The organism is Paenarthrobacter sp. NPDC090522, from assembly GCF_044769225.1.
In the GTDB taxonomy this organism is placed as follows: domain Bacteria; phylum Actinomycetota; class Actinomycetes; order Actinomycetales; family Micrococcaceae; genus Arthrobacter.
Genome location: NZ_JBIVXL010000007.1, coordinates 156,962 through 171,556, shown reverse-complemented (window position 1 = coordinate 171,556; position 14,595 = coordinate 156,962). Strand labels below are relative to the sequence as shown.

The following is a 14,595-nucleotide window of genomic DNA, read 5'->3' as shown; positions in this document are numbered from 1 at the left end:
GATGATCAAGCTCCTTCCGCGGCAACAGCCGGCGCGGTGCGCAGCTGCACGCCAATAGCGTCTTCATAAAGTTTCACCGGGGTCATTTCTCCGGCTTTGTCGCCATAGAGAGCCTTGGCCCTGCGGTAGATCTGCTCCACCAGGCCGGACAACTCCATGGGCACGCCCACCGAACGGGCAAGGTCCACGGACAGACCCAGGTCCTTGCATGCGAGCGCAATCGCGAAGCCTTCGTCGTAGTCGCCGTGGTTGAGGATGGACAGGACATCGTTTTGGACGAAGTTGGAGTTCGCCGGGCTGGCGATAAGTGCCTGCCGCAACACTTCCAGGTCCACGCCGGCTTTCACTCCGGTGCTGAGGACTTCTGCCGTGGCCACGAGGTGCGAGAACCACAGTTGGTTGATCATGAGCTTCACCGCGTAGCCGGCGCCGTGGCCGCCCACGTGGAGGATGCGCTCCGGATCACCCATCGCTTCGAACACCGGGCGCAGACGCTCGACGTCGGCTGACTCGCCGCCGATGAAGATCTGGAGCATGCCGTTGGCCGCGCCCACGGACATGCCGCTGACCGGCGCATCGACCACCCGGATACCGCGGGCGGTGCCGGCTTCACGTACCCGGTTGGCCACCTCGGGAACTGACGTGGACATGTCCACCCAGGTGCCGCCTTCGGGCATTCCGGCGAGGATGCCGTCCAGTCCCAGGGCGACGGCCTCCACGTGCTTGGGCGTAGGCAGCATGGTGATGACGACGTCGGAGCCGGCGGCGACTGCCGCTGCGGTGTCCGCCCATTCGGCCCCGTTGGCCAGCAGGCCCGCTGCCGATTCTTTGCGGACGTCATTCACCACCAGCTGGAATCCGGCGGCCTGGAGGTTCCGGGTCATTCCGGAGCCCATGTTGCCCAGGCCGATGAAGCCGATCCGGGCGGTGCCAGGAGTGAGGAGCAGCGCCTCGCGAACGGAAGCTTGCGTTGTTGCAGTCATTTCGGGTCTCAATTCAGGATCTGTGGTTCAGTCATCCAGGGCGGCGTCGCCCAGGTTGATCCAGGTGGTCTTCAGTGCGGAGTAGGCATCCAGCGCGTGCAGGGACCGGTCCCTGCCGAAACCGGACTCCTTGAATCCGCCAAAGGGGGTAATGATGTCCGCGACGTCAAAGGTGTTGACCCACACCGTCCCGGCACGCAGTTCACGGGCAGCGGTGTGCGCCTTGGTGATGTCCTGGGTCCACACGCTCGCGGCCAGGCCGTACTTGGTGTCATTGGCCATCCGGATTCCTTCCGCCGCACCGCGGAAGGTGGAAACCGCCAGCACGGGCCCGAAGATTTCCTCCTGTCCGATGCGCCCGGCGTTGTCCACCCGGTCCAGGACCGTCGGCTCAAGGTAATAGCCATTTTCGACGCCGGCTGGCCTCACCTGCGCACCGCCGGACGCCACGGTGATGCCTTCCTTCTCGGCGATCGCGTAGTACCCGAGGATGCTCTCCAACTGCTTGTCATCGATGATGGTGCCGATCTGGGTGGCTGGATCCAGCGGGTCACCGAGTTGCAGCGACCGGCCCACTTTGATGACCTCTTCCAGGAGTTCGTCGTGGACGCGTTCGTCCACCAGCAACCTGGAGCCACCGTGGCAGGTCTGGCCCGCGTTGTAGAAGATTCCCCACGCAACCGCGGACGCACAGGTGGCGATGTCTCCCACGTCATGGAAGACCACCTGCGGGGACTTGCCACCCAGCTCCAGTGCCACCTGCTTTCCGTTGGACTCGGAAGCGTAGCGCTGGAAGTACTTTCCAACCTCGGGTGAGCCCGTGAACGTAACCTTGTCCACCAGGGGGTGCCGTCCCAGCGCCGCACCCGCAATGTGCCCGAGGCCCGGAACCACGTTGAACACCCCGTCCGGCACACCCGCTTCGGTGGCCAGTTCGGCCAGTCGCAAGGCGGTCAGGCTGGTCTGCTCCGAGGGCTTCAGCACCACGGAGTTTCCGGCCGCCAGTGCGGGGGCTACCTTCCAGGCCGAGATGATCAGCGGGTAGTTCCACGGAACCACCGCACCGATCACCCCGAGCGGCTCCCGGGAAATCACCGCGAGGGCGTTCCTGGGCGTTGGTGCCACGTCGTCGTACACCTTGTCCAATGCTTCGGCGTACCAGCGGAAGGTCCGCGCACAGCTGGGGACGTCCACGGCGAGTGCATCGCCGATCGGGTGGCCGGCGTCCGTGGATTCCAGCAGTGCAAGTTCTTCGAGGTTTTCCAGGATGAGGTCGGAGAGCCGGGTAAGGACGGCCTGGCGGTGGCGGCGGTCCGTCCGGGACCACACCCCGGACTCGAAGGCACGGTGTGCGGCCTTCACTGCGTCGTCCACGTCCTGTTCCCCGGCGGACGCCACGTGGGCGGTGACGGATCCGTCCCTCGGGGAGACCGTGGGGAAGGTTTCGCCGCTGCAGGCAGGGCGGAAGCCGCCGTCGATATACAACCCTGTGCTTGGCTGCTGGGCCGCCGCCCGCTCGATCCATTCGTTCTTGCTGAGTGCCATGGCGGGTTCCTTAGACCGAGTACTTCTTGACGGCGTCGTAGTCGATCACGGCGCCCAGGCCCGGCAGGTCCGGCACCCGGAGCATGCCGTCGTCGTCGATGTCGAGCGGCTCCATGAAGAAGTCGCGGCGCTCGGGGGTCCAGCCCGGTGGGTCGTAGGGGAATTCCAAGTATGGACCTGCGTCTACGCCCGCGGCTACGTGCAGGTTGGCCAGCAGTCCCAGCCCGTTGCTCCAGGTGTGCGGCGTGAAGAAGCGGTGCTTGAGGTTTGCCGTCTCAGCCACCTGACGGGCGCGGTACATTCCGACGGCCAGGGCCACGTCAGGCTGGTAGATGTCGTAGGCGTCGGCTTCGATGAGCGCCATCATTTCCGGCATGCTTCGGACCATTTCGCCGCCGGAAACCTGGATGCCCGTCTGGGCACGCACCCGCTGTGCACCGACGATGTCCGCCTGGGGCAAGGGTTCCTCAAGCCAGCGGACGTCGAGGTCCGCGAGCTGGGCAGCCAAGCGTTGGACCTTGGCGAGTTCCAGTGCAGGTTCGATGTCCCCGCTCATGCGCCACATCTGGTTCAGGTCCACCATGAGGTCGAAGTCGCTGCCCACGGCTTCGCGGGCGGCCCGGACAGACGCAACCCCTTCCTCAAGGCTGTCGCGGGCGATGCGGATCTTCATCGCTTTGAAGCCGCGGGCCTTGGCTGCGAGCGCGGACTCGGCCCGCGCTTCCGGAGCCTTCAGTTCGCCGGAGGAGGCGTAGGCCACCAGCCGGTCCTTGGCTCCGCCGAACAGAGTGGCGACGGGAAGGCCAGCCACCTGGCCGATGATGTCCCAAAGGGCGGCTTCGAGGGGCCAGTAGCGTCCACCGTGGAAGTTGATGGTTTCGATGCGCCGGACCTGGTTCAGGATGGCCAGCGGATCGGTGCCGATGAACAGGTGCTCGTAGGCTTCGAACCCATCCATGGTGTCGCCCGAGCCGACGCCGGTGATGCCCTCGTCGGTCTCCACTTCCACCAAGGTGGCAGGGAACGCGGTACGCGGCTCGGGGTCCCAGGCGGCGTTGAACGGCGGGTCCAGGGGAAGGACCATGCGGGTCAGCCGGATTGCAGTGATCTTCATGGTGTGTTCAGCCTCGCGGGGTGAAGAAGGGGTTGGACGGGGTGTGGCGTGCGTCGATGACTTCTGCCGTGGACGGGAGGCCCTTGGCCCCGTTCTCCAAAGCAGTCCGGACCGACTCGCGGTTGTTGCGGTAGACGGCGTCGTCGTCGTCCGCTTGCGGGTTCACCCACACTGCGGCGATCAACGCGTGCGAATCGGCCTGTTCCTCGGAGAGGATGCCGTCCGCCACGGCGTCAGCTACGCCTGCGGCGATGCCGGCTTGTGCGGCGCCCCAGATGAGGTTGCCGTGCTGGTCGTTCGCAGGGGCAGTCTTGGTCACGAAGAGGGTGAGGGGTTTGACGGGAAGCGATGGGCGGAGGACGGCCACGAAGGGCACGTGGCCTGCGCTCGGGGAGGCCAACGCCGTGGCCCACGCGCTTCCGGCAGGCCCGTTCCTGTGTCCCAGCACGGTGTTGACGTGCGCTGCGTTGACGCCGGCCCCAATGAAGGACTCGCCAATCTGGATTTCCTGGGTCATTAGAGGAGGCCTTCCGACTCGAGCCATTCCTTCGCGATGTCGTCCGGGTCTTCACCGTCGACGTCGGCTTTGGCGTTCAGTTGCTGCATGACCTCGGTGGTGAGCTTCGGGGAAACCTTGGCCATGATGTCCGCGATCGCCGGGTATTTCTGCAGCATGTCCGACTTGATGGTCAAAGCACCCTGGTAGATGGGGAAGAACTGCTTGTCGTCCTTCATGACCTTGAGCTTCAACGCCGGGATGCGGCCATCGGTCTCGAAGACTTCGCCGAAGTTGCAGTCCTGGCCCTTTTCCGTGGCCGTGTAGATGACGCCTGTATCCAGCATGGAAACCTTGGCATCGGGGCTGATGCCGTACTCCTTGCGCAGGCCCGGCATGCCGTCGTCCCGGGTGGAGAATTCGCTTTCGACGCAGAACGTCTGTTGGCTGGCCGGAAGCTTGGCGACGTCGGAGAGGGTCTCTATTCCCAGTTCCTTGGCCTTGTCCTCCCTGATGGCGAACGCATAGGTGTTGTTCAGCGGTGCCGGATCCAGCCAGGCGATGCCCTTCTTGGCGTCGGCTGCCTTGACGGCGTCGAACATCTCCTTCTTGTCCTTCAAGGGAGTTGTCTGCTTGTTGTAGGTGATCCAGGAGGTCCCGGTGTATTCCCAATATCCGGCGAACTGTCCGGTTTCAAAGGCAGTGCGGACGTTCGCGGAACCCACCACGCTGGTGTTGGTGCTTGTCTCTGCGCCATGCGCGTTGAGGACCTGGCTGGTGATGTGGGCCAGGATGAATTGCTCGGAAAAGTCCTTGGCGCCAATGACGCCGGTGAGGCCCTTCAATTCGTCGCCCTTGGCATCGGCGCTGCTGGAGGAAGCCGAGCCGCCGCACGCGCTCAGGCTCAGGGTGGCGGCAAGTCCGGTGGCCAGGATGGCCAGGAGTGGTTTCTTCATCATGTGTGTCCTTCGGAAGTGTTGGTTGTCTTAGATGCCCTTGGGCTTGAGGAAGTCCTCTGCCAGCCCGGCGAGCCAATCGATGGTGAGCGCAATGCAGGAAACCACCACGGCCCCTGTAATCAGCACTGGCCAGCGCTGGAGCTTGAGGCCGTTGACGATCATGTCGCCCAGCCCTCCGGCGTTGATGAAGGTGGCAACGGTGGCAACGCCCACGCAGAACACCAGGGCAGTGCGCAGACCGGCAACGATCACCGGAATGGCCAGTGGCAGCTCGATCTTGGCCAGGACCTGGGCCGGGCGCATTCCCATGCCCCGGGCGGCCTCCACCAAATTGCGGTCCACCTGCTCCAGGCCCACCAGGGTGTTGCGGAGTACCGGGAGGATGGAGTAGGCAACCAGTCCCACCAGCGCCACTTCGAAGCCAAGCTTCCACACGATCGCGAGCAGGATCACCAGTCCAATGGCCGGGGTGGCCTGCCCGATGTTGGCGATGGCGAAGACTATGCCGTGGACTGCCTTCGAGTGCACCCGGCTGAGGCCGATGCCGGCGGGGATGGCGATCGCCGCAACGATCGCCGAGGCCGTGACGGTCAACTGCAGGTGCTCCCGGGTCCGGTCCCACAAGTAGTCCCAATTCAGTGTCCGGACCTCGATGGAATCCAGGCTGATTGAGGAGATCCACAGGCCCAGTGCCAGCAGGGCAGCAGCGATGACCAAAGGGGCCCCGAAGCGCTTGAAGGAGAAGTACTTGCCCTTCCGGTTCGACGCTGTGCCGAAGGAGGTGGCCAGGTCCTTTGTTGCCTGGGCGGTCATGGCCGGACTCCCCCGGCAAGTGCTGCCGGATGAATACCGGTGCCCAGTACCGCGGAGATCCGTTCGATGTCTATCGATCCCCTGGCCCGGCCGTCTGCGTCGGTCACTGCCACGGGTGCTCCACCGGACAGCACCAGGGCATCCAGGGCGTCGCGGAGGGAATCGTCGAGTCCCACACTCACGGCGCCGCCGGCAACGGCGGGACCCAAGCTGGCTTGTTTCACAGGGATGAGGCTGAGGCGCTTGAGTGCCGCGCCGTGGCCCACGAACTGGGAGACGTAGTCGTTTGCCGGATTGGCCAGGATGTTGGCCGGCGTATCGAACTGTTCAATCTGCGAGCGTTCGGACAGGACGGCAATCCGGTCACCCAAACGGACGGCCTCTTCGAAGTCATGCGTGACGAAGACGATCGTCTTGCTGAGCTTTTCCTGCAGCCGCAGGAACTCGGTCTGGAGCTTTTCCCGCGTGATCGGATCGGTGGCGCCGAAGGGTTCGTCCATGAGCATGACGGGCGGGTCGGCAGCCAAGGCCCGTGCCACGCCCACGCGTTGCTGCTGGCCACCGGACAGCTGCCGCGGGTACCGGTTCGCGAACACCTTGGGATCGAGTTCGACGACGGACAGCAGCTCTTCCACGCGGTCACGCGTCCGCTTCTTGTCCCAGCCTAGGAGCTTCGGCACTACCGAGATGTTCTCGGCGATGGTCATGTGCGGGAAGAGGCCGATCTGCTGGATGACGTACCCAATGCGGCGTCGAAGCTCGTTGGGATTGAGGGAAAGGACGTCTTCGCCGTCAATGGTGATGGAGCCGGATGTGGGTTCGATGATCCTGTTGATCATCTTCATGGTGGTCGTCTTGCCGCAGCCGGACGGTCCCACGAACATGATCAGCTCGCCGGGGGCGATGTCCATGGTGAAGGACTCGACGGCGGGAATCACCTGTCCCGGGTACGTTTTGGTGACGTCTTTGAGGACAATCCGGGCGCCTGCGGCCGGACGGGTAGTTGTTTCAGACACGAAGTCCCCTTGAGGTAGTGACGCGGCGGACGAGCACGAAAGCACCGTCCAGCAGCAGGGCAAGGACAATGACGCCGACGGTTCCCACTACGGCGAAGTTGAGGGCGTTCTTGGATCCCAGGCTTGATAGGCCCTTGAAGATCATTTCGCCGAGGCCCGGCCCGCCCACATAGGCCGCGATGGCGGCGATGCCCATGGACAGCTGGGCGGAAACGCGCACGCCGGTCAGTACCACCGGCCAGGCCATGGGCAGCTGGACGCGGAAGAGCGTCTTGACCGGCCCCATCCCCATGCCGCGGGCGGATTCGGAAACGGCAGCGGGAACTTCCCTCAGGCCTACAACGGTGTTGCGGATGATGGGCAGCAGCGCGTAGAAAGCCAGTCCCACCACGGTGGGGGTCCAGCCCAGCCCAAGCAGCGGGATAAGGAGTGCCAGGAGGGCCATGGACGGAATGGTCAGGCCAACACCGGCACCGGCGATCGCCATTGACCGGCTGACGGGCCGGTTCCAGACTAGGACACCGATCCCCACACCAATGACCGTTGCGATCAGCAGGGAAACCAAGACAACCAGCAGGTGCTGGGTGGCGGATTCGGCGATGTCTGCCGATCTTTTGATGAGGAACTGTCCGAGGTCGGACAGAAACGAGTCGTTCAACGTGATCCTCCTTTTCACTTCATTGGGGGAAAGGATCGGCGCTCACTTCTCCGTGAGGCATGACACAACCGTAGAAGAACGGTTCCCTTTTGCGCAATGAGTGTTGTTGAAATGTCAACACGCTGCGGTTAGGATCAAGACGTGACCGGATCGACAAAGGAGTGCCCGTGAACGAGACAGCCACGCCCAGACGCAATTCCTCAGGGCTCCGAAGGGACCTCGAACTGCTGGAAATCCTGGGGTCGCCGGAGGCCGTTGCCGGCAATGGATTGGGTGTCAGCAAGGTGGCGGAGATTACCGGGCGGGACAAGGCGCAGGTTTCCAGAACCCTGGCCACCCTTGCCGAGGCAGGCTTGGTCAGCCGCGACCCGGAAAGCCTGCTCTACACACTGGGGCACAGCCTGTATGCCCTCGCAGCACGCACCACGGAGGCCAGGATGGTCAGCGCATCGGCCCCCTACCTCAAGCGCGTATCCGCCGCGACGCATGAGACCACCCACCTGTGCGTCCTGCGCGGCGGAACGGTCCTGACCCTGAAGAGCGAAATGTCCAACCACACCTACCGGGCCCTCGGCTGGGAAGGAGTGAGTGTTGATGCTTGGAGCACGTCAGCAGGCCGGGTACTGGTCAGCGACTGGGACGAAACGGCACTCAAGGATTGGTATGACACACACGCGGCAGCCTCGTCTCCGGCCGCACGCCCGGACAGGCAGGACATCTCTCCCCTCGCCTTGGAGGCAGGACAAAGCCCTGCCGCGGGCGAACTGAAATCCAAGATCCAAACGTTCGCGGACCTCAAGGCGGAGATCACGCAGATTCGCCGGCAGGGATACGCCGTAGTGGACGAAGAATTCGAGATCGGCGTAGTGGGAGTATCCGCACCGGTTTACGACTTCAAGCAGCGCATCGTCGCGGCCTTCAACGTCAGCGCACCCAAGCAGCGGCTCGGCAGGCACTTGGACCAGGCCGGCGTACTCGCGGCGAAAGTGGCCCGGGATTTCTCGATTGCCCTGGGCGCTTCACCCAACGCCTAGCGCAGCGACTTATCCTCGGGATTCCGGGGCACCACGTATGTGCTGCCGTCCGGCCGTCGAATGGTTTCCCACTGCTGCGTCTCGGCTTGCCGTTGCGCCAGGAGGCGACGGTTCTCCTCGGTCATCTCGTGGTCGAGGGAGCTACTGTGCGCCGGGCCGAAGATTACCCGCAGCTTGCCCGTTGCGCGCATGAACTTCCGGGCGAAGGTTTCCTGGGCCACTGGCGATCGACTCCTTCAGTTAGACATTTCGACCGATCAACACCTTCATAGTACGCTAATAATTAGTGCACTAACTAATCTGGAGACCGGCCCTGGGAGGGAAGCCATGACAGCAGTCACCGACGCAACCGAAGAGACAGACGACCTCCTCCTGGAACGCCAACTCTGCTTCGCCCTCACGGTGGCATCGCGCAGCGTCGTGGGCATCTACAAGCCTGTCCTGGAACGGATGGGGCTGACCCACCCGCAATACCTCGTGATGCTGGCCCTCTGGGAGCGGAGTCCGCGCACCCTCAAGGACATCAGTGACGCCCTCCTGCACGAGCCCGCCACCCTCTCCCCGCTCCTCCGAAGGCTGGAAGAAGCCGAACTGGTCACCCGCGAGCGCGTTCCGGGCAACGAACGCGCCTTGGCCATCAAACTCACGGAGAAGGGTGCCGCGCTCCGGGCGCAGGCAACGGCCGTGCCTGGCACCATCCGCGAGCGCCTGAACCTCAGCCGTGAGGAAGTAGCCGAGCTTCACCAAGCCATGACCGGACTGATCGCCGCCACCCAACGAAACTTAACGTCGTAAAATAGCATCATGCGCCTGCCAATCGTTCGGTCCGCACTTGCAGTCCTGGCCATCGCCGGGCTGACCGCCTGCACGGGGACACCGGCCCCCGACAACAGCACAAGCACGAGCACCCCAACATCAAGTGCCACTACCAGCGCCACGCAAGCACCGTCGTCGTCCCCTTCCTCCAGCGGCACCCCCACGCAGGTGCCCACGAGCGTCGGACCCGGCGAACCGAACCCCAGCCTTCCCCCGGCAACACCGGGCCAGGGCAACGCCGAACTCTCCATCACCTTCCTGGCTTCCCCCGAGGCCACGCCACAGAACTACACCTTGGTCTGCGCGGGCGGCGTACCGGCGGCTGAAAGCAAGCACCCCACCGCGGCGGCAGCCTGCGAGGCGCTGAAGACCTACCCCACCCTCCTGACTGCACCTGTTCCGGCCGACCAAAACTGCACCATGCAGTTCGGTGGCCCGGAAACTGCCACGGTCACGGGCTCCGTGGATGGCACTGAGGTGAACAGGAAGTTCAGCCGGACTGACGGCTGCCAGATTGCGCAGTGGGATGCTGCAAGCGTCCTCCTTGGTGCCAGCGGTGGAGCAGCCTAGCCCGCAGCACCTCCCGCAGGAGCAATGGCTCGCGCTGGAGGCTGCCCATCATGCCCGGGTGGCGCAGTACGCGGACCCCTATCTGGCGCGTCGTTCGGCCGGGCGGAAACACCCCGTGGAGGATTTCCTTTTCACGTATTACACCCAGAAGCCCGGCCAGTTGCTGCGCTGGCATCCCGGCGACGGCGTGATCCTCACGGGCGAGCGCGCCCTGGAACGGGCCGAATGGAAGTTCTACCACCGGCTCGACGACGGCCAGCTCGCATCCGTCGGACTGGCTCCCGGGACGCCCGCTGTCGCCTTCGACCGCGACGGCTTCGCATCCCAGCGCGCCGAAGCCGTCCGCTTCGCGGGAATCATCCTGCGGGGCACTGCCATGCGCCCGGCCCAGTTCGGCTGCTTCGGGCTGCACGAGTGGGCCATGGTGTACCGGCAGGAGAAGTTCGAGCTCCGGCACGAATACCTGCAGTTGCGGCTCGGCGGCGAAGGCACCGATGCCGTGGTGGAGCAGAACCGCATCCGGTGCACGCACTTCGACGCTTTCCGCTTCTACACGCCGGATGCCATCCCGCTCAACGAGCAGGCTCCCACCCGCGGGAACCAGCGGTTCATGGAACAGCCCGGCTGCCTGCACGCCAACATGGACCTGTACAAGTGGGCCTACAAGCTCACGCCCGCGCTGCCCAGCGAGCTCGTCATGGATTGCTTCGAGTTGTCATGGCGGATCCGTGCCATGGACATGAAGGCTTCCCCCTACGACCTCGAAGAATGGGGCTACCCGCCCATCAGGATCGAGACACCGCAGGGCAAGGCCGAGTACGTTGAGTACCAGCGGGCTTTCGCGGCCGAATCCCAGGAGCTGCGGGCCCGCGTGCTTAAGGCTGTTGGGCCGCTGCTGGACGCGTTGCCCGCCTGAAGCACCCGCCGCCACCAGCGAAAGGCAAGCATGGTTTCCACCGAAAAGACCGAGTACGACGTCGACCTGACGGTCACGCTGACAGAGGCACCAGGCGCTGAGCCACGGGAGTTCCGGTTGCGGTCCGTGGACGGCGTCCTGTCACCGGACGAAGGTTCGCTCGATTCGAACCTTCCGGACGCGCACGCGGCGCTTGCCGCCGTCGAGCAATTCGGCGAGGAAATCTTCTTTCCCGTCCCCCGCCTGGACCGGATCTGCACGCAACAGTACGGCGGCCCGCAGACGGCGCTGGTGACGGGCTCATTCCGTGGCCGGCCGGTCAACAGTTACTTCAGCCGGACCGACGGCTGCGAGATCGCCCGCTGGAAAACCATGGCCCCCTTACTCGGCACTTTGGGCGGCGCAACCGGCGCAACCTAAATCAACGCGGGGTAGCGAACAGGAACCGGCAGACGCCTGAACACAGCAGTGGCCGATGGGATTTCCCACCGGCCACTGCTGTTCGTCAGGAGTCCGGAGTTAGCCGGCGTTGTTCTCCTGGGTCTGTTCATCACCACGGATCTTGCCGCGGTTCTTCTTGTCCTTCTTCGGATCCTCGCAGTCCGGAACCACGACAGTACCGCCCTGGTTCACCACAACCGTAACGAAGCTCGGCTCACTGGTTCCCGCGAAAGTCAGCCGGCCGATGTAGGAGCCGGGCGCCAGGTTCTTCCAGTTCAGGGAGATGGTGCCCTTCTTGCCGTTGGCCAGCCTGATGGGGTTGGGCGTCACCGAGGCGTTGCCTTGGTTGGCCCCCAGGACCGCAGCATCAACAGAGGCCTTGGTGGGCTGGTTGTTGGGGCTCGCGTAGAGGTTGGCGAAAACGTAGTAATCGCCCGGCGCCGGATTGGGGATGGACAGCGTTTCGCTGGCTGAGGCGGTCGCGGCCGGCAACTGCTGGCCGGACGGACTCAGGACCAACATGTCGAAGTCCGCAGCCTCGTCTGAGGAAATCACCGAGAACTTGGCAAGGGCACTGCCCGCACCAACGGTCACCTTCTTCACGAAGTTCGAGGCGTTGGTTTCGCCGGCGAACGGACCCGGAACCAGCTCGACGGCGGAGGAGTCGGCCTTGGACAGCCCATCAACCGTGACACCCACGGGCAGGTTGGTGCCCGAGGTGATGTTGATGGTTCCCGAGCCGTTGGGACCTGTTCCCGTGAACGCGAGCGCCCGGTCGGCGATCACGGACTGGGGACGGACGGCGATGGGCGACGAGACGGTCTTGTTGGCACCCTGCCAGGTCAGCGAACCCATGGCGAACTTGCCGAGCGCGGCGTTCTTGTTCTCGAACTGCACCTTGAACGAGCGCTTCTCACCGGCGCGGCTGAAGTTCAGCACGGACGGGGTGACCTTGACGTCCACGCCCGGAACGTTGACCGAAGCCCGGTACAGGCCCGGAGTCAGGGCAGTCACCGTACGGGTGACCTCGATCTTGCCGGCAAGGTTGCCCAGCGCGAACGATGGCACGTTGACGTCACGGGCGGCCGTGGTTCCGAGGCCCGGGATGCCCAGGTCCATGCCGGTGCCCTGGACGAACTTGAGGTAGTCCTCCGTCGTGTTGTCATATACCAGGCCCGGGGACAGCACCTTGGCGGGATCAACCTGCCCGGCACCGGTGGCGAAGACGTCCGTGTTCGGAGCGCCGTTGGCCAGCTTCACCTGGCCGGCCGTGGTCATCATGGCCGACTTTACGGTGGCCGGGGACCATGTGGGGTTCTTGGACAGGATCAGTGCACCGAAGCCTGCCACGTGCGGCGAAGCCATGGACGTTCCGGACAGGAAGCCGAAGTTGTCACCGCCGGTTCCGATCGGTGAAACACCCGCGAGGATGGCAACGCCCGGAGCGGAAACGTCCGGCTTCAGGAGGTCGGAGTCGGTGGCAAGCAGCGGTCCGCGCGAGGAGAATCCGGCGATCTGCGGCTGGGCTTCGAGCGGCAGGCCGGTGGTGTCGCGGTTGCGCAGGGAGACGGTGATGGCCGGGTTGGCCGTGACCTTGTCCTTGATGGCCTGCGTAGCCGGCGGGTTCACGTGGACGGTGGGAATGACGTGCTTGTCCGTATCCAGCGAGGAGTCGGTCAGGTTCACCAGGATCATGCCGACGCCACCGGCACGCTGTACTTCGGCGCTCTTGGCGGTGCGGTCCACAACGCCGCGGTCACAAACAACCACCTTGCCGGTCACCTTGGCAGGATCAAGCGAATCCGGAGCGCAGAGTGCGGCGTTGCCGTTGCCGCTTGCGGCGTTGGTGGAAAGCACGACGCCGGCGCCGCTCACCTCTTTGTTCATGATGCTCGCTCCGCGGAACTTGCTGCCATCGGAGAATTCCACCGTGCCCTGCAGTTCCTGGGAGAACGAGGTAGCGGCAACCGTGGTCAGCCACGGTGCGCCATGGTTCACGGTGCTGGCGGTGGGGCCCGAGTTACCGGCGGACGTTGCCACGAAGATGCCTGCGGAAGCCGCGGACAGGAAGGCCAGGGAAACCGGGTCCGTGGTGGAGGTGGTGGAACCGGAGATGGAGTAGTTCAGCACGTCCACGCCGTCCAGGATGGCCTGCTCGATCGCGTCCACGGAAGAAGAGCCGTAGCAGCCGCCTGTTGCGGGATCGGTGTCTTCCCAGCAGACCTTGTAGATGGAGAGTTTCGCGGCCGGTGCGATGCCGCTGGTGGTGCCGAAGCTGCGGCCGTCCACTGTGGCTTCCACGTTGGCGTTGCCCGCCGCGGTGCTTGCGGTGTGGGTGCCGTGGCTGTCGACGTCCACGGGGGAGATGACTTCTTCGGGGGCGCGGTTTTCCGGCGGAACGGTTTCAAGGAAGGCGTCCGCGAAGTAGTGGGTGCTGAGGACCTTGGAGTTGCAGGCGCTGCCGTCGTAGCCGGCGCCTGTGCCCGTTCCTGCCTGGCATTCGCCCACGAAGGTATCGCCGTCTGCCTTCAGCATGGCGATCTTGCCGTCCCCTGTGCGGTAGGGAACACCCACCTGGGGGTTGCCGACGAGCGGACCGACCGGATCGCCGGCGAAGAAGGGGTTGGACGGGGTATAGCCGGTGTCGATCACGCCGACAACCGTGCCCTTGCCCGCGTTGTCCACGCCGCCGTACTGGGTTTTCCACGTGCCGTTGGCGCCGCTGAGCTTCAGGTAATCGGTGGTGGAGTAGTCGGGGGCGTACTGCGTGTCCGGGGCCACCAGGAGGACCTTGGGGTCCTTCGCCAGGTTGATGGCCTGGTCCGCCGTGAGGTTGGCGCTGAAGCCGTTCACAGCGGTGGTGAATTCACGCTGGATGGTGACGTTTTCCTGCTGCGCCACTTCCTTTTGCTTCTGCTGAAGGTGCGATTGGTACTGCTTGACCGGGGCGCTGTCCGCGTCAAGCTTCTTGCCCTCCTCCGGTTTGGTTGGCGCAAGCCCTGCAGTGCCGCCGTCGTAAGTGGCTGCCGGCTTCTCTGCCAGGACCACCATGTAGCGGCCGTCCTTGTAAGCGTTGGGGTCAAGGTTCTTCTTGGCCACCGACGCAACATTCCCTGGCGCGTTCTCCGTTGATGGAGCGGCCTGGGCCGGCAACGCCACCGAAGAGAGCAGCAACGGAACGCCCACGGCCAAGGCCGCTGCCTTCCGAAGCCCCCCGCTTCTGACGAAGCTCAT

At 64.5% G+C, this 14,595-nt stretch carries 15 protein-coding genes; 5 read left to right on the top strand and 10 right to left on the bottom strand.

Annotation, left to right across the window (positions count from 1 at the left end; genetic code table 11):
• Positions 1-5: 5 nt before the first annotated feature.
• The 8 genes from ACIQT2_RS11175 to ACIQT2_RS11140 are packed head-to-tail and all read right to left on the bottom strand — an operon-like array spanning position 6 to position 7,584.
• Positions 6-983, bottom strand: a complete 978-nt coding sequence (locus tag ACIQT2_RS11175) for an NAD(P)-dependent oxidoreductase (RefSeq protein WP_402946329.1) — start codon at positions 981-983, stop codon at positions 6-8.
• Positions 984-1,010: 27 nt separating this feature from the next.
• Positions 1,011-2,528, bottom strand: a complete 1,518-nt coding sequence (locus tag ACIQT2_RS11170; protein WP_402946327.1) for an aldehyde dehydrogenase — start codon at positions 2,526-2,528, stop codon at positions 1,011-1,013.
• 10 nt (positions 2,529-2,538) lie between these two features.
• The gene (locus ACIQT2_RS11165; protein ID WP_402946325.1) at positions 2,539-3,642 is read right to left on the bottom strand and encodes a mandelate racemase/muconate lactonizing enzyme family protein; all 1,104 of its coding nucleotides are present in this window, start codon (positions 3,640-3,642) and stop codon (positions 2,539-2,541) included.
• A 7-nt stretch (positions 3,643-3,649) separates the two neighbouring features.
• Entirely contained in the window at positions 3,650-4,159 is a 510-nt protein-coding gene (fae, locus tag ACIQT2_RS11160) for a formaldehyde-activating enzyme (RefSeq protein WP_402946323.1), read from the bottom strand.
• A complete protein-coding gene (locus ACIQT2_RS11155; protein WP_402946321.1) occupies positions 4,159-5,097 on the bottom strand; it encodes a glycine betaine ABC transporter substrate-binding protein in 939 nt (312 codons plus the stop codon). Before ACIQT2_RS11155 ends, fae begins: the two co-directional genes overlap by 1 nt.
• Positions 5,098-5,124: 27 nt before the next feature.
• Complete coding sequence (locus ACIQT2_RS11150) at positions 5,125-5,910, bottom strand: ABC transporter permease (protein WP_402946319.1); 786 nt, start codon at positions 5,908-5,910, stop codon at positions 5,125-5,127.
• Positions 5,907-6,926, bottom strand: a complete 1,020-nt coding sequence (locus ACIQT2_RS11145; RefSeq protein WP_402946317.1) for an ABC transporter ATP-binding protein — start codon at positions 6,924-6,926, stop codon at positions 5,907-5,909. The genes ACIQT2_RS11150 and ACIQT2_RS11145 overlap by 4 nt, the downstream gene beginning before the upstream one ends.
• Complete coding sequence (locus tag ACIQT2_RS11140) at positions 6,919-7,584, bottom strand: ABC transporter permease (protein ID WP_402946313.1); 666 nt, start codon at positions 7,582-7,584, stop codon at positions 6,919-6,921. Before ACIQT2_RS11140 ends, ACIQT2_RS11145 begins: the two co-directional genes overlap by 8 nt.
• 167 nt (positions 7,585-7,751) lie before the next feature.
• Between ACIQT2_RS11140 and ACIQT2_RS11135 the strand changes: the two genes are divergently transcribed.
• The gene (locus tag ACIQT2_RS11135) at positions 7,752-8,618 is read left to right on the top strand and encodes an IclR family transcriptional regulator (RefSeq protein ID WP_402946311.1); all 867 of its coding nucleotides are present in this window, start codon (positions 7,752-7,754) and stop codon (positions 8,616-8,618) included.
• Here the strand turns inward: ACIQT2_RS11135 and ACIQT2_RS11130 are convergent.
• A complete protein-coding gene (locus ACIQT2_RS11130) occupies positions 8,615-8,839 on the bottom strand; it encodes a hypothetical protein (RefSeq protein ID WP_397323627.1) in 225 nt (74 codons plus the stop codon). The genes ACIQT2_RS11135 and ACIQT2_RS11130 overlap by 4 nt on opposite strands.
• Before the next feature lie 106 nt (positions 8,840-8,945).
• On the opposite strand from ACIQT2_RS11130, the gene ACIQT2_RS11125 reads away from it, so the two are divergent.
• Genes ACIQT2_RS11125 through ACIQT2_RS11110 form a run of 4 tightly spaced genes read left to right on the top strand, consistent with a single transcriptional unit; the run spans position 8,946 to position 11,340 of the window.
• Entirely contained in the window at positions 8,946-9,413 is a 468-nt protein-coding gene (locus tag ACIQT2_RS11125) for a MarR family winged helix-turn-helix transcriptional regulator (RefSeq protein WP_402946308.1), read from the top strand.
• A 9-nt stretch (positions 9,414-9,422) separates the two neighbouring features.
• Positions 9,423-10,004 carry a serine protease inhibitor gene (locus tag ACIQT2_RS11120; protein ID WP_402946306.1) on the top strand — a complete coding sequence of 194 codons (582 nt, stop codon included), beginning with the start codon at positions 9,423-9,425 and terminating at the stop codon, positions 10,002-10,004.
• On the top strand, positions 9,961-10,920 hold the full coding sequence (locus tag ACIQT2_RS11115; RefSeq protein WP_402946304.1) for a 3-methyladenine DNA glycosylase: 960 nt from the start codon (positions 9,961-9,963) through the stop codon (positions 10,918-10,920). The genes ACIQT2_RS11120 and ACIQT2_RS11115 overlap by 44 nt, the downstream gene beginning before the upstream one ends.
• 30 nt (positions 10,921-10,950) lie before the next feature.
• Entirely contained in the window at positions 10,951-11,340 is a 390-nt protein-coding gene (locus tag ACIQT2_RS11110) for a serine protease inhibitor (protein ID WP_402946302.1), read from the top strand.
• Positions 11,341-11,439: 99 nt separating this feature from the next.
• On the opposite strand, the gene ACIQT2_RS11105 is transcribed toward ACIQT2_RS11110, so the two are convergent.
• Positions 11,440-14,595: a S8 family serine peptidase gene (locus ACIQT2_RS11105; RefSeq protein WP_402946301.1), complete on the bottom strand. Its 3,156-nt coding sequence runs from the start codon at positions 14,593-14,595 to the stop codon at positions 11,440-11,442.

Coding starts and splice junctions, on each gene's coding strand:
- ACIQT2_RS11175 (WP_402946329.1), bottom strand. CDS start 983: ATGACTGCAACAACGCAAGCTTCCGTTCGCGAGGCGCTGCTCCTCACT.
- ACIQT2_RS11170 (WP_402946327.1), bottom strand. CDS start 2,528: ATGGCACTCAGCAAGAACGAATGGATCGAGCGGGCGGCGGCCCAGCAG.
- ACIQT2_RS11165 (WP_402946325.1), bottom strand. CDS start 3,642: ATGAAGATCACTGCAATCCGGCTGACCCGCATGGTCCTTCCCCTGGAC.
- fae (WP_402946323.1), bottom strand. CDS start 4,159: ATGACCCAGGAAATCCAGATTGGCGAGTCCTTCATTGGGGCCGGCGTC.
- ACIQT2_RS11155 (WP_402946321.1), bottom strand. CDS start 5,097: ATGATGAAGAAACCACTCCTGGCCATCCTGGCCACCGGACTTGCCGCC.
- ACIQT2_RS11150 (WP_402946319.1), bottom strand. CDS start 5,910: ATGACCGCCCAGGCAACAAAGGACCTGGCCACCTCCTTCGGCACAGCG.
- ACIQT2_RS11125 (WP_402946308.1), top strand. CDS start 8,946: ATGACAGCAGTCACCGACGCAACCGAAGAGACAGACGACCTCCTCCTG.
- ACIQT2_RS11120 (WP_402946306.1), top strand. CDS start 9,423: ATGCGCCTGCCAATCGTTCGGTCCGCACTTGCAGTCCTGGCCATCGCC.
- ACIQT2_RS11115 (WP_402946304.1), top strand. CDS start 9,961: ATGCTGCAAGCGTCCTCCTTGGTGCCAGCGGTGGAGCAGCCTAGCCCG.
- ACIQT2_RS11110 (WP_402946302.1), top strand. CDS start 10,951: ATGGTTTCCACCGAAAAGACCGAGTACGACGTCGACCTGACGGTCACG.
- ACIQT2_RS11105 (WP_402946301.1), bottom strand. CDS start 14,595: ATGAGCTTCGTCAGAAGCGGGGGGCTTCGGAAGGCAGCGGCCTTGGCC.